13 protein-coding genes are annotated in these 12,972 nt (G+C 68.1%); 3 read left to right on the top strand and 10 right to left on the bottom strand.

All coding sequences use genetic code 11. The annotated features are described in order from the left end of the window. Positions 1-19 precede the first annotated feature (19 nt). Both A6A40_RS00320 and A6A40_RS32175 read right to left on the bottom strand, forming a co-directional pair. Positions 20-241 (bottom strand): hypothetical protein, encoded by a 222-nt coding sequence (locus A6A40_RS00320; protein ID WP_063633510.1) that lies wholly within the window; start codon positions 239-241, stop codon positions 20-22. A 37-nt stretch (positions 242-278) separates the two neighbouring features. Continuing rightward, positions 279-2,318: a sensor histidine kinase gene (locus A6A40_RS32175; protein WP_063633507.1), complete on the bottom strand. Its 2,040-nt coding sequence runs from the start codon at positions 2,316-2,318 to the stop codon at positions 279-281. Positions 2,319-2,643: 325 nt separating this feature from the next. Between A6A40_RS32175 and A6A40_RS00310 the strand changes: the two genes are divergently transcribed. Then, the gene (locus A6A40_RS00310) at positions 2,644-2,874 is read left to right on the top strand and encodes a hypothetical protein (protein ID WP_014246573.1); all 231 of its coding nucleotides are present in this window, start codon (positions 2,644-2,646) and stop codon (positions 2,872-2,874) included. After that, the gene (locus A6A40_RS00305; protein WP_063633505.1) at positions 2,871-3,107 is read left to right on the top strand and encodes a hypothetical protein; all 237 of its coding nucleotides are present in this window, start codon (positions 2,871-2,873) and stop codon (positions 3,105-3,107) included. Before A6A40_RS00310 ends, A6A40_RS00305 begins: the two co-directional genes overlap by 4 nt. Positions 3,108-3,138: 31 nt before the next feature. On the opposite strand, the gene irrA is transcribed toward A6A40_RS00305, so the two are convergent. The 3 genes from irrA to A6A40_RS00290 all read right to left on the bottom strand — a co-directional run bounded on the left by irrA (position 3,139) and on the right by A6A40_RS00290 (position 6,205). After that, a complete protein-coding gene (gene irrA, locus A6A40_RS00300) occupies positions 3,139-3,570 on the bottom strand; it encodes an iron response transcriptional regulator IrrA (RefSeq protein WP_082860673.1) in 432 nt (143 codons plus the stop codon). 237 nt (positions 3,571-3,807) lie between these two features. Beyond that, complete coding sequence (locus A6A40_RS00295; RefSeq protein WP_063633502.1) at positions 3,808-5,205, bottom strand: NAD(P)H-dependent flavin oxidoreductase; 1,398 nt, start codon at positions 5,203-5,205, stop codon at positions 3,808-3,810. A 256-nt stretch (positions 5,206-5,461) separates the two neighbouring features. Then, a complete protein-coding gene (locus A6A40_RS00290) occupies positions 5,462-6,205 on the bottom strand; it encodes a glycerophosphodiester phosphodiesterase family protein (RefSeq protein ID WP_063633499.1) in 744 nt (247 codons plus the stop codon). 66 nt (positions 6,206-6,271) lie between these two features. Here A6A40_RS00290 and A6A40_RS00285 point away from each other — a divergent pair, with 66 nt between their 5' ends. After that, complete coding sequence (locus tag A6A40_RS00285) at positions 6,272-7,309, top strand: lysine-2,3-aminomutase-like protein (RefSeq protein ID WP_063633496.1); 1,038 nt, start codon at positions 6,272-6,274, stop codon at positions 7,307-7,309. Between the two features lie 10 nt (positions 7,310-7,319). Here the strand turns inward: A6A40_RS00285 and A6A40_RS00280 are convergent, their stop codons facing one another. The 5 genes from A6A40_RS00280 to A6A40_RS00260 all read right to left on the bottom strand — a co-directional run bounded on the left by A6A40_RS00280 (position 7,320) and on the right by A6A40_RS00260 (position 12,700). Continuing rightward, the gene (locus A6A40_RS00280; RefSeq protein WP_063633493.1) at positions 7,320-7,847 is read right to left on the bottom strand and encodes a tryptophan-rich sensory protein; all 528 of its coding nucleotides are present in this window, start codon (positions 7,845-7,847) and stop codon (positions 7,320-7,322) included. Between the two features lie 47 nt (positions 7,848-7,894). Further along, positions 7,895-8,920 (bottom strand): DNA polymerase III subunit delta, encoded by a 1,026-nt coding sequence (gene holA, locus A6A40_RS00275; protein ID WP_063633491.1) that lies wholly within the window; start codon positions 8,918-8,920, stop codon positions 7,895-7,897. An 18-nt stretch (positions 8,921-8,938) separates the two neighbouring features. Then, entirely contained in the window at positions 8,939-9,511 is a 573-nt protein-coding gene (locus A6A40_RS00270; protein ID WP_236783695.1) for an LPS assembly lipoprotein LptE, read from the bottom strand. Then, entirely contained in the window at positions 9,498-12,068 is a 2,571-nt protein-coding gene (gene leuS, locus A6A40_RS00265; protein ID WP_063633487.1) for a leucine--tRNA ligase, read from the bottom strand. Before leuS ends, A6A40_RS00270 begins: the two co-directional genes overlap by 14 nt. Before the next feature lie 92 nt (positions 12,069-12,160). After that, entirely contained in the window at positions 12,161-12,700 is a 540-nt protein-coding gene (locus A6A40_RS00260; RefSeq protein ID WP_063633485.1) for a DUF3576 domain-containing protein, read from the bottom strand. Between the last annotated feature and the right edge of the window lie 272 nt (positions 12,701-12,972).

The following is a 12,972-nucleotide window of genomic DNA, read 5'->3' as shown; positions in this document are numbered from 1 at the left end:
GGGAGGGGCGCTTTTTTCGTCAGCCGGCCGAGACGCTGTTGTCCTTGCGGCGCGACAGCTGCACCTGACCGTCCAGGCATTTGACGTAGCCGGTCTTGCCAGGCTTCAGCCCGTCCAGGATGGTGACCAGAGCGCGCGGGATCGCCGCAAACTCCTTGGAGCCGCGCGACTGGCCGTTGTAGGCGGCGATATGCTGGCGCAGCGCCTCCTTGGACACCGGCTTTCCGTCATTCCCGATCATCCCGTCCGCCTCTCGCTCCGTTTCACCGGCGACAGGCTTACGCCTGCATCCCGTCGGCCGCAACCGGCTGGGCGACACGGGCGGCGGGGAAGCGGATGGTGACGGTGGTGCCGCGGCCCGGCTCGCTGTCGATGGACAGGCTGCCGCCATGCAGGGCCATCAGGTCGCGGCAGATCGACAGGCCGAGCCCGGTGCCGCCGAACCGGCCGGGGATGCTGCTGTCGGCCTGCTGGAACGGCTCCAGGATTCGGGCCAGCGCGTCGGCGGGGATGCCGATGCCGGTGTCGCACACGGCGATGGCGAGTCCGCCCCCCGCCTCCACCCCTGCCGTCACCGTCACCCGGCCGCCACGCGGCGTGAACTTCACAGCATTCGACAGCAGGTTCAGCAGGACCTGCCGCAAGGCCCGCTCATCGGCCAGCAATCCCGGCAAGTCGGGGGCGCAGTCGACCGCCAGCGTCACCCCGCCCGCATCGGCCGGAACCGCCGCCAGCGCCCGGCAGGTCTCGATGGCGGCGGCCGGCTCCATCCAGCTTTCGTCCAGCGTGTAGCGCCCGGCCTCCAGCTTCGACATGTCCAGCACGTCGTTGATGAGATCCAGCAGATGGCGTCCGCTGTTCTGCACATGACGCGCATAATCCTGGTAGCGCGGGCTGCCCAGCGGGCCGAACAGCTCATGCAACATGATGTCCGAAAAGCCGATGATCGCGTTCAGCGGCGTGCGCAGCTCGTGGCTCATGGTGGCGAGGAAGGCGCTCTTGGCACGATTGGCGGCCTCCGCCTGGTCGAGCGCGGCGGCGAGCCGGCCGGCCGCCTCCACCCGTTCGGTAATATCGCGCGCCTCGACCACCAGCACGCTCACGTCCCCCCGGTCGTCGAAGACCGGCTTGATCGTCACATCCATCACCCGGGTGACGCCGTCGGCGATCACGTCGGTCTCATAGCGGACGAAGAGGCCGGAAGCCGCCTTTCCGATCGACTGGCGGAAGGCCTCCGCCAATTCGTCGGTGCGGGCCCAACCACGGAACTCCCAGGCGCGGCGCCCGATCAGCGCCTCCGCCGGCAGGCCGGCCAGGGCGCAGGCGGGCCGGTTCAAGGCCAGCACCCGCCCGTCGGGGGACAGCAGCCCCATGATCTGGAAACTGCTGTCGAACAGGGCCTGCGACCGGCGCTCGCTGGCCCGCAACGCCTGGGTCGTCGTCTCCAGCCGGCCGAGCTGCCGCAAGGCCAGCAGAGCCAGGAGCATGACAACCACCGACACAGCAGTGGTTTCCAGCACGCGTTTCCAGCGGTCGGCATACCAGCCGGCCAGAACATCCTCGGCGCTGATGCGGACATAGACATAGAGCGGCAGGTCGGCCACGCGACGGACCGTGCCGATGCGGTCGCGCCCTTGCGACGGATCGAAACCGGACAGCGTCCGGATGCTTTCCCCACTTGGCAGGCGAGGCACGAACGCAGCGAAAGCGGCACGGTCGCGATCCAGAAACTCGCTTGGCCGTGAATAGGCCAGGACCACCCCGTCCTCGCCATACAGCAGAATGTAGCTGCGCGGACCGATATCCTGCGTGGCGTAGAGCCGGGCGAAGCGGTCGAGGTCGAGTATCGCCATGACGACGCCGCCGCCGTCGGCGAGCGGCCGGACCAGGGCGGCGCGCCAGCCTCCACCCGGCTCCTGGTAGGGACCGACAAAGGCCGCCGATCCGGTGCGCGCCGCCTCGGCCGGCGGGGTTCCGGCAACGGAGGTCGGGGCATCCAGCCCGACGGCCTCCCTGACCCGCCCATCCGGCTCCACCACCAGCAGGCTGCGCAGCGCCAGTCCAGGACCGGTCTCCGCCCCGGAAAACCCGACTGCGTCAGCCAGCAGATAGGGGGGAATCCGCCCGCCTTCGGCCACCGCGTAGAGCGCGCGTCCGGCAACAACGAGGATGCGGCGGGCATCCTCCTCCAACAGGCGCGACAGGTTGGCGGTCTGGCGCAGGCCATCCTGCAGCGCCCGGTCGCGCGCACGTTCCAGATCGGCATAGGCCACCAGCCAGAAGCCGGCGATCACCGCCGCAAGCAAGCCGATGCGCATGCCAGCGACCGGTGATCGAGGCGCCGCGCCCGGTCGCCGCTGCCGCCACCATCCGCGCGCGGCGCCGGCCGGTTCGGAGAAATCCGTCAAAGGCAAGAGTCCGCCGCAGCTGAATTCCAGAGAACGTCAAGCCGGTTGGGCCGGACGCGACGAACTGTAGCATGCCCTACCAATTGATTTCACGCTCGTGTACTCCCGATGCGGGAGGGAACTTGTGGGGCGGCGGGCAGTACCGGAAAGCCGGTGCTGGAAAAGTTTGGCTCGACAAAGCCGACGGCCCGCGCTTCTCTGCCCCTCAACCATGGGGAGGAGGGTCCGGGCCGGCATGCTTGAGGATTACGTCAACAGCCCGCTGCTGGGGCTGATGCTGTTCCAGGTCGCAATCGTCTGGCCGATGGCACGGATCCTGCGCCGGGCGGGCTTCTCGCCCTTGTGGGCGCTGTTCGCGCTGCTGCCGCTGGGCCATGTGGTCGCGATCGGCGTGATGGCGCACAGCCGCTGGCCGGTTCTGCCGGTGCGCGAAGCCCGCAAGGTCAAGGCGCGGAGGACGGCATGACGGACACCATCATCCATCTGGGCTTCTGGGAGCTGCTGATCGGGTCGATCGTCACGACCTATACGCTGATCGCCGGCGGCTGGGTGCTGGCGAAAGCCGGGCGCAGCCCATTGTGGATCCTGCTGCTGCTGTTCCCGTACCTGAACGTCGTGGCCGTCTGGGTTTTCGCCTATATGCGCTGGCCCTTCGTCGACCGCCCCGCCAGTCCGAGCGTGACGGGCGACGAGGCCTGAACGCCGGCTGGCACCGAACGGCAGGAGTGGATCAGACGCTGCCATCATCCTCGATGAGGCGGACAATCACGTCGACGCGGGCGACGCGGGTGCCAGCCGGCGCGGTGGGCAGGTTCCGCACCATCAGGCGATCGGCGGGGATATCTTCAAGCCGGCCGGTGGATTCGACGAAGAAATGGTGGTGGTCGCTGGTGTTGGTGTCGAAATAGGACTTGCCCGCCTCCACCACAACCTCGCGCAGCAGACCGGCGGACGTGAACTGGTTCAGCGTGTTGTAGACGGTCGCCAGCGACACCGGCAGGTCGGCGGCCAGCGCCTCGCCATGCAGTTGTTCCGCGGTCACATGCCGGTCACAGCCTTCGAACAGCAGCCGGGCGAGACCAAGGCGCTGGCGGGTCGGGCGCAGCCCGGCACCGTTCAGCCGGTCGAGAGCTCGCTTGAAAGGGCGTTCGGCGGTCATCATGGGCGCGGCACCCGTTCGGTCGACACAGGGGGCGGACACGAAGGTCCAGGACAGGACCGCGGCACAAGGCCGCAGACCGTTCAACTGTAAAACCAATCGGAAAGACGGCGCAAGTTATTGTCGCACCGACGTCAACCGGACAGGCATCGACCGGACAGGCGTCAACCGGACCGGTCCAATGCGAAGGCCGCCGGCAGTCACCCGCCGGCGGCCCTGTCGGTCCGGGACCGCAACCGGTCAGTAACCGGTGGCGATCCGCTCAACGAGCTGCTTCACCGTCGGGATGAAGCCGTCATTGTAGTAGGGATCGCTGGCGAAGCGGTAGGCGTTGTGCCCCGCGAACATCAGCTGGTTCTCGCAGTCGTCGGTGTGGCTCACCGCCTGAAGCGTCTTCTGGATGCAGAAGGACCGCGGATCGGCGCGCTTGCCCGTCGTCCCTTCTTCGTTCTGCGCCCAGTTGGAGAAGCCGCAGGCCGACAGGCAGCCCATGCAGTCGACCTGATCGTGCAGGATCTTTTCCGACTGCTGGGGGGTGACGAAGACCAGCGTGCTGTCCGGCGTCTTCAGCGCGGTGGTGAAGCCCTGGGACAGCCAGCCTTCGGCGCGCTGCTTGTCGCTTTCGGTCACATAGACTGGACGGCCGCGCGGACCGACCGGGAATTCGGCCGAATGCTCGCCCACCGGCTTGGACAGATAGGCGATCTGGCGCTCCGACCGGGCCATCAGGTCCAGCAGGAAGGGGTTCTTCACCGCCGACGAATAGAAGCCGGTCGGAGAGAAGCGGTTCAGGAAGACGTCGCCCGGTTGCAGCGCGACCAGCTTGCGCTTCCACGCCATGGAGATCGGGCTCTCCTGGGTCAGCAGCGGACGGGTGCCGAACTGGAAGGCGACCGGGCCCAGATCGGGGTTGTCGATCCAGTCCTCCCACTCCGACAGCCACCAGACGCCGCCCGCCATCACGATGGGGGTATCGTTCAGCCCGAAGCTGTTCATCATCTGGCGCAGGGCCAGGACGCGGGGGAACGGATCCTCCGGCTTCTGCGGGTCTTCGGAGTTGGACAGGCCGTTATGGCCGCCGGCCAGCCACGGATCCTCGTAGACCACGCCGCCCAGATGTTCGCGGAACTTGTGATAGGCGCGCAGCCAAAGCGCCCGGAAGGCGCGGGCCGAGGACACGATCGGGTAGTAATGGACGCCGTAGCGCACCGCGATCTCGGCAACCTTGTACGGCATGCCGGCGCCGCAGGTGACGCCATGGATCAGCCCCTGCGAGCCTTCCAGCACGCCATGCAGAATGTGCTCCGCGCCGCCCATTTCCCACAGGACGTTCATATGGATGCGGCCTTGGCCGTTCGACGTCTCATGCGCGATGCGCGCCTGGGCGATGCCGCCCTCGATGCCGAAGGCAATCAGCTCGTCGTGGCGCTCGCGCCGGGTCTTGCCCTTGTAGATCTGCGGCAGAAGGTTGCCGTTCTCATCGTAGCTGTCGGCGTTGACACCCGAAAAGGTGCCAATTCCGCCGGCCGCCGCCCAGGCGCCGGAGCTTTCGCCGTTGGAAACGGCAATACCCTTGCCACCCTCGACGAGCGGCAGAACCTCCCGGCCGGACATCTGCAACGGCTTCAACGCCTTCAACGAACCCTCCAAAGACCGAACGTGGCGCCCCGTGGGACACCGGATCAAAAGCGGCGGACAACCAGACGACGAAAAGCTCCGCCGGAATCCACATGGGTTCCGGCGGGATCGCCAATGCGGTTCTATATATGAGGAATCGGCCCGCCCTACGAGCGGATTCAGCCCGCCGCGCAAAAAACGTTCACGATTTGCCGCAGTCGCGAACGGAAGCGTCAGCCCGTCGACCGCTCCTCCGGCCCATTGTCAGACACGCCTGTCAGGCATCCGCACCCAACTCCCGCGCCAGCCGGCCCGGTGCGTCGGTGAAGACCGCGGACACGCCCCAGCCGAACAGCGTTCGCGCCCGGCCGGCGTCGTTGACGGTATAGCTCAGCACCGGCCGTCCGGTGGCGCGGTATTCCGCCACAGTCTCGGCCGTCTGGCGCTCCTGATCGACATTCAGGGTCGCAGCTCCGATGCGGTCGGCGATGGCCGACCAGTCGGACGGCGGATCCCACAGCAGGTAGCCGCGGGGAATCTCCGGCCACAGGCGCTGGGCAACCTCCAGGCAGGACACCTCGAAGCTGGACAACAGGAGCGGCCGGCCGGCCGGCCAGAGCGGGCGCAGACTGTTCAGCGCCACCTCCGCGGTGATCTCCTCCTGCCCCGGATAGGGCTTGATCTCCAGGTTCAGGCCGAGGCCGAGGTCGTGGATCAGCGCCACCGCCGCCTCCAGCGTCGGCACCTGTTCGCCGACGAAGCCGGCATCGAACCAGCGTCCGGCGTCGAGCTGCTGGAGGTCCGCCAGATCCAGCAGCGGCACCGGGCCGGTGCCGGTGGTGGTGCGGTCCAGCGTGTCGTCATGGATCAGCACCGGGCGCTGGTCGCGGGTCAGCATGACATCCACCTCCACCCAGCGGGCGCCCTGGCGGGCGGCCTCCCGGATCGAGGCGAGCGTGTTCTCCGGCGCATTTTCCTTGGCGCCGCGATGGCCGATCAGGCGGGGAAGAGTCGACAGCATGGGTCTCGCAGGAGTAAGAGCGGTCGCTTTCCTACATGACCCATTCCGTCGAGACGGGAAAGAGCGATGAAGGCCCTGCACAGCGTTTCCGATCTGGTGGCCGCCGGGCTGATGACACCGGAGGCTGGCGACGCCGTGCGCTCGGTCGCCGACCGCTACGCCGTGGCGCTGACCCCGTACCTGCGCGAGACGCTGGCCGGACGTACGGATCCGCAGGACCCGCTCTACGCCCAATACGTCCCGTCCCCCGCCGAGGCGTACAGCACGCCGGAGGAACTGGAAGACCCCATCGGCGACGGGGCGCGCAGCCCGGTGAAGGGCATCGTCCACCGCTATCCCGATCGGGTCCTGCTGAAACCGCTGCATGCCTGTGCGGTCTATTGCCGCTTCTGCTTCCGCCGCGAGATGGTCGGTCCGGGTGGGGAGGCGCTGACCGCGGACGAACTGGACGCCGCCCTGGCCTATATCCGCGACCGTGAAGAGGTGTGGGAGGTCGTCATCACCGGGGGCGACCCCCTGCTGCTGTCACCGCGCCGGCTGCGCGGAATCGTCCAGGCGCTGTCGGAAATGCCCCATGTCGGCGTTGTCCGCCTGCACAGCCGCATCCCCGCCGCCGATCCGGAACGCGTCACGCCTGAACTGGTGGAGGCGCTGACCGCCCCCGACCTCGCCACCTGGATCGCCGTCCACGTCAACCATGCCGACGAGCTGACCGCACCGGTGCGCGCGGCCCTCGCCCGGCTGGTGGAGGCCGGCATCCCTCTGGTCGGCCAGACCGTGCTGCTGAAGGGAATCAACGACAGCCATGCGGCGCTGGAGGCCCTGTTCCGCGGCATGGTGCGCAACCGGGTGAAGCCCTATTACCTGCACCATCCCGACCTTGCCGCTGGAACCAGCCATTTCCGCCCGACCCTGGCCGAGGGACAGGCGCTGGTGACCGGCCTGCGCGGCCGGCTGTCCGGTCTGTGCCAGCCGACCTACGTCCTCGACATTCCCGGCGGCCACGGCAAGGCTCCGGCCGCGCCGGCCTGGATCGAGGAACAGGATGATGGGAGCTATCGTGTGACCGACTTCACCGGCCGGGCCCACGGCTATCGGGGCTGAGACGCGGGCGTCACCACAAGGCCGGCGTGCCGAACAGCGGATCGGGGTTGATCAGGGCATTGTGGATGCCGACCACCGAGGCGAAGCCGGTCCACAGGATCAGCGGCGTCCAGATCAGCGCGATGCTGCGGTCGTCCCGCGCCGCCAGCCCGATGCAGATCGACGTGATGATGAAGAAGGACACCGTCCAGAGCGCGGCGAGGATCGAACTGCCCAGCGTGAAGTAGACGAGGCTGAAGGTGGCGTAGATCATCCAGGTCACCGCCTGGAGCCCGATCAGCATGCCGCGGTCGCGGATTCGCCGCGCCGGGTCCAGCAGGCGGATGTCGCCCCAGATCTGGAAGACGTTCAGCGTGAACCACATCACCGGAAACGCCCATCCAGGCGGCTGCAGCGGTGACGGCTGGTGCCCTGCGAAGGGCTGCCCGCCGCGCTCGATGAAGCCCCAGGCGTTCACGATGACCCAGAACAGCAGGGGTTGCCACCAGCGGACCCGGAAGGGGGCCGGCGGTGGCGTGGTGTGGGTGGCGTGGCTCATGCCCCGCGAGATAGCGCGCGCCGTCCAATGGTCAAGTCAGCGCCCCGTCATCGCCGCGCCCCCAGCGAGGCGAGTTGGAACAGAACGCGGGCGCACAGGGTCTCGTCAGGCATGTTGGTGCGCTTGCAGTCGGCTTCGGCGTCGACCAGCCGTTCCAGCGCCTGGCGGACATGGCCGGGCGACCAGTGGCGGGCCTGTCTGACCAGCCGGGTCTTCAGCTTGAAGAAGACCGGCGGGCGCAGCGACTCGACGGCGGCCTCCGGCGACTTGCCGGCGGCGACCTGGGCGCAAAGCAGTTGCAGGCGCTGGAAATGGCGCTGGGCGCCGCGCAGGATCGGCACCGGCGAGGTGCCCTCGGCGAACAGCCGTGCCAGCGAGCGGTCGAGCGTGGCGAAGTCGCCCTCCGCCGCCGCCCACACCGGCTCGTCCATCGACAGGGCGGCGCTGTCGCCGATGCAGGCCTGGGCATCCTCCAGCCGCACGCGCTTGCCGTCACCCATATAGAGCGCCAGCTTCTCCGCCTCGCCGCGGGCGACCATGCGGTCGCCGACGAGGTTGGCGGCCAGGAAGCCCAGCGCGTCGGGATCGGCGGTCAAACCATGTCCGTGCAGAATGTCGGCGATGACGCGTCCGAGCGACGCCTCCTCCTCCACATAGCAGGGGATGGCGGCGGCACCGTCGGCGCCTTCGAACAGAAGCCGCAGCTTGGAGCGGGCCGACAGGTCGCCCGACTCGACCACCACGAGGCTGTCGCCCGGCGGCAGGTTTTCAAGAAAGGCGGTGAAGGCGGCGGTGCTGTTGTCCTCGGCGTCGCGGACGCGGATCAGGCGCCGGCCGCCGGTGAAGGAGATCGCCGCGGCCTCGTCGGCCAGCCGCGCCGGATCGTCGGCCAGCGCACGGCCCAGGAACTCGGCGACGCGGAAGGGGTCGGACAGGTCCGGCACCACGGTCTTGCCCAAGGTCTGGGCACGGTCGCGCACGAGGCCCGAGTCGGGGCCATAAAGCAACACCGCCCGGACCTTGGGGTCCGGGCTGCGCAGGAAACCGTCGATCGCCTTGGGCTGGAGCTTCACCCGACAATCTCCCGCCGGTCAGGACCCGCGGCCGAGATACATGGCGACGCGGGTGGTGATGTCGTTGGAGATGTCCTCCAGCGCCCGGTCATAGGCGCTCTGCACCGTCACGATGGCGGCGTAGTGCTGTTCCAGCGTGTTGTAGCTGATCATCGACCGCGAACTGGACTGGAACACCACCTGCCCCGTCCGGGTGTCGGTCAGCCGGTAGGGCGCGTTGACCAGCAGCTGGGCGCGCACCGCGGTGGCGTCCTTCTGCAGGGCCAGCTTCTGCTCCGACGCCGACAGCGACACGTCCAGCCGGTAGCGCGGATTGTTCGGCCGCTCCGACGGATAGAAGTTGTCGATCAGCAGGTTGCGGAGCTTCTGCCCTTCCCGGTTGGGGATCGACGCGATGTCGACCTCCATCAGCCGGTCCGCCGCCTCGGCCCCGACGCCCTTGCCGCCATAGAGCGGCTGGAAACCGCATCCCGACAGGGACATGGCGGACAGGCCGAGCGCGAGGGCGAACAGCCCCCGCGTCAAACCCTGACGGAACGAGGCCCGGCGAAGCGGGCTCCGGCTGAACAGTCTGGGATCAGACGACGACATTGATCACCCGGTTCGGGACGACGATGACCTTGCGGGCCGGCTTGCCGTCCATGGCGCGCTGGACATTGGCATCGGCAAGCGCCGCCTGCTCCGCCGCGTCCTTGTCCATGTCGCGCGGCAGATCCAGCGTGGCGCGCAGCTTGCCGTTGACCTGGACCGCGACCTTGACGCTGTCCTCCACCACCAGGGCGGGATCGGCCTCCGGCCAGGGCTGGTCGGCCAGCAGGTCGGTGTGACCCAGCTGGGCCCACAACTCCTCGGCCAGATGCGGCATCATCGGGCCGACGAGGCGGACCAGCGACTCGAAGCCTTCGCGCAGGACCCAGGCATCGCCCTCGCCCTTGCCGTCCAGTTCGCCCAGCGCGTTGGACAGCTCGCGGACGCGGGCGACCGCCTTGTTGAAGCGGAACTTGTCGAGATCCTCCGACACGCCGGCGATGGTCTTGTGAACCAGGCGGCGGGCGGCCTCGGCCTTGGGGCCGAGCGACTCGGGCTTCGGCGCGCCGGCGGCGGGCAGTTCCACCGGCGCCTCCGTCACCATCCGCCACAGGCGGTTGATGTAGCGCCAAGCGCCGTCGATGCCGGACTCGGTCCATTCCAGATCGCGTTCCGGCGGGCTGTCGGACAGCATGAACAGGCGGGCGGCGTCGGCGCCGTAGGTGCCGATGATGTGCGCCGGGTCCACCACGTTCTTCTTGGACTTCGACATCTTCTCGACGCGGCCGACAGTGACCGGCGCGCCGCTGTCGGTCCGGACCCACTCGCCCTTGTCGTTCTTCGTCAGATCGGTCGGGGCCAGCCAGGCACCGGTCCCGGCGTCCTTGTAGGTCTCGTGGTTGACCATGCCCTGGGTGAACAGGCCGGTGAACGGTTCGTCCAGGTTCAGGTAGCCGCAGGTCTTCAGCGCGCGCGTCCAGAAGCGGCTGTAGAGCAGGTGCAGGACCGCATGCTCGATGCCGCCGATATACTGGTCGACGCCCAGCCAGTAATCGACCGCCTCGCGGGTGAAGGCCGCATCCTCGGTCTTCGGCGAGCAGAAGCGGGCGAAATACCAGGACGACTCGATGAAGGTGTCGAAGGTGTCGGTCTCGCGCAGGGCCGGCTTGCCGCAGGTCGGGCAGCTGGTGTGCTTCCAGGTCGGATGGTGGGCCAGCGGGTTGCCGGGCTTGTCGAAGGTCACATCCTCCGGCAGAACGACCGGCAACTGGTCGTCCGGAACCGGGACGATGCCGCAGGACTCGCAGTGGACCACCGGGATCGGGCAGCCCCAATAGCGCTGGCGCGACACGCCCCAGTCGCGCAGGCGGTACTGGGTGGTGCGCTCGCCCCGGCCCGCCGCCTCCAGCCGCTTGCCGGCCTCCTCCTTCGCCGACTCGGTGTCGAGTCCGTCGAGGAAGGCGGAGTTCCGCAGCACGCCGGGGCCGGTATAGGCCTCGGTCCCGACCTCGAAGGCTGCCGGGTCGGCGTCGGCCGAGATCACCACCGGACGGACCGGCAGGCCGTACTTGCGGGCGAAATCCAGGTCGCGCTGGTCATGCGCCGGGCAGGCGAAGATCGCACCCGTGCCGTATTCCATCAGCACGAAGTTGGCGACATAGACCGGCAGTTCCCACGACGGATCGAAGGGATGCACGACCGTCAGGCCGGTGTCGAAGCCGCGCTTCTCCGCCGTTTCGATCGCCTCCTCACTGGTGCCCAGCCGGTTGCACTCGGCGATGAACTCGGCCAGTTCCGGGCTGGACGCGGCCAGTTCGGCCGCCAGCGGGTGATTCGGGGAGATCGCGGCGAAGGAGGCGCCGAACAGCGTGTCGGGCCGGGTGGTGAAGACCTCCAGCTCGTCCTCGCGCCCCTTGATGCTGAAGCGGAAGCGGACGCCGGTGGACTTGCCGATCCAGTTCTCCTGCATGATGCGGACGCGCTCGGGCCAGCGGTCCAGCGTCTCCAGCCCCTTCAGCAGGTCTTCTGCAAAGGCGGTGATCTTCAGGAACCACTGCGACAGCTTGCGCTTCTCCACCAGCGCGCCGGTGCGCCAGCCGCGGCCGTCGATCACCTGCTCGTTGGCCAGAACGGTGTTGTCCACCGGATCCCAGTTCACCCAGGATTCCTTACGGTAGGCGAGGCCCGCCTTGAGGAAATCCAGGAACATCTTCTGCTCGTGGCGGTAATATTCCACGTCGCAGGTGGCGATCTCACGGTCCCAGTCGATGGACAGGCCCATCGTCTTCAGCTGCCCGCGCATGGTCGCGATGTTCTCGCGCGTCCAGGCGGCGGGATGGACCTTCTTCTCCAGTGCCGCATTCTCGGCCGGCAGGCCGAAGGCGTCCCAGCCCATCGGGTGCAGGACGTTGAAGCCCTTGGCGCGCTTGAAGCGCGCGATCACGTCGCCGATGGTGTAGTTGCGGACATGGCCCATGTGGATGCGCCCCGACGGGTAGGGGAACATCTCCAGCACATAGTATTTGGGCCGGGAGGCGTCCTCGCGCGCAGTGAAACAGCCCTTGCCGTCCCACACGCCCTGCCACTTCGCCTCGGTTTCCTTGACATTGTAACGCGACATGAGCGCGACGCCGTATTCCGTTGGACCAGATGTTCAAAGGGCCCCTTGGACCACCCCCCCAGGGGGGGCCGCCCGAGGGGCCGGCCGCCGCCTCAGCGGGTGGCTGCGTTCTGCGACACGCGAAGCTGCCGGGCGCGGGTCAGCACCGCATCCTCCAGCTGGCCGGCGGTCTCCGGACCGACGCTGATGTCGCGCCAGTCGTTGCCCGTGCGCTGCTGCTTGAACACCGAAACCCGGACGCCGTCGGCGCGCAGCTGGCGGTCCATGATGTAGAGGTTGACCTTGAAGCGCTCGTTCGGCGAATCGGGCGGGGTGTACCAGTCGGTCAGGATCACGCCGCCGAACGGATCGGCCGAGGCGATCGGCATGAAGGACAGCGTGTCGAGCGAGGCGCGCCACAGGAAGCTGTTGACGCCGATGCCGCCGGCGCTGTCCTGGTCGCCGCCGCGCTTGTTCTTGCCGAACAGGTTGATGCCGCCTTCGGTGCCGAGCAGGCTGCCGAACTTGTAGTCCTTGTTCTTCATCTGCTCTTCGACGGTTTCGGTCTTGCCGCCCCAGCTTGCGCAGCCGGCGATCGAGACGGAAGCCGCGAGCAGTACAGGGACAAGGCGAAGGGCGGTCGAACGGCGCATGGTCGGGAACCCGGTTCAGAAAAGGGGTTGCCGCGCGCGAGTCACGCGCGGAATGCCGCTGAACAGACCATAAGTGGACGGCTGCACGCAACAACGGATGCGTCTTTGCCCCGCCCCGCAACAACAGGACGACAACAGTCCACCCCTGCCCCGCTCGACTGTGGCGGGCGGGCCGGAGGGGCCCTTCTGGGTGTGCTCCGTTCGACACACTGTCCCCCCAATGCAGCAATTCCGGAGATTTGCCGCTTGCTGGCAAGGGCCGGGGTGCGTAC

The sequence above is a fragment of the Azospirillum humicireducens genome, from assembly GCF_001639105.2.
Classification (GTDB): Bacteria; Pseudomonadota; Alphaproteobacteria; order Azospirillales; family Azospirillaceae; genus Azospirillum; species Azospirillum humicireducens.
Note: the sequence above shows the minus strand (reverse complement) of the source record. Positions and strands in the feature narration are given on the sequence as shown.

Coding starts and splice junctions, on each gene's coding strand:
- A6A40_RS00320 (WP_063633510.1), bottom strand. CDS start 241: ATGATCGGGAATGACGGAAAGCCGGTGTCCAAGGAGGCGCTGCGCCAG.
- A6A40_RS32175 (WP_063633507.1), bottom strand. CDS start 2,318: ATGCGCATCGGCTTGCTTGCGGCGGTGATCGCCGGCTTCTGGCTGGTG.
- A6A40_RS00310 (WP_014246573.1), top strand. CDS start 2,644: ATGCTTGAGGATTACGTCAACAGCCCGCTGCTGGGGCTGATGCTGTTC.
- A6A40_RS00305 (WP_063633505.1), top strand. CDS start 2,871: ATGACGGACACCATCATCCATCTGGGCTTCTGGGAGCTGCTGATCGGG.
- irrA (WP_082860673.1), bottom strand. CDS start 3,570: ATGATGACCGCCGAACGCCCTTTCAAGCGAGCTCTCGACCGGCTGAAC.
- A6A40_RS00290 (WP_063633499.1), bottom strand. CDS start 6,205: ATGCTGTCGACTCTTCCCCGCCTGATCGGCCATCGCGGCGCCAAGGAA.
- A6A40_RS00285 (WP_063633496.1), top strand. CDS start 6,272: ATGAAGGCCCTGCACAGCGTTTCCGATCTGGTGGCCGCCGGGCTGATG.
- A6A40_RS00280 (WP_063633493.1), bottom strand. CDS start 7,847: ATGAGCCACGCCACCCACACCACGCCACCGCCGGCCCCCTTCCGGGTC.
- A6A40_RS00270 (WP_236783695.1), bottom strand. CDS start 9,511: ATGTCGTCGTCTGATCCCAGACTGTTCAGCCGGAGCCCGCTTCGCCGG.
- leuS (WP_063633487.1), bottom strand. CDS start 12,068: ATGTCGCGTTACAATGTCAAGGAAACCGAGGCGAAGTGGCAGGGCGTG.
- A6A40_RS00260 (WP_063633485.1), bottom strand. CDS start 12,700: ATGCGCCGTTCGACCGCCCTTCGCCTTGTCCCTGTACTGCTCGCGGCT.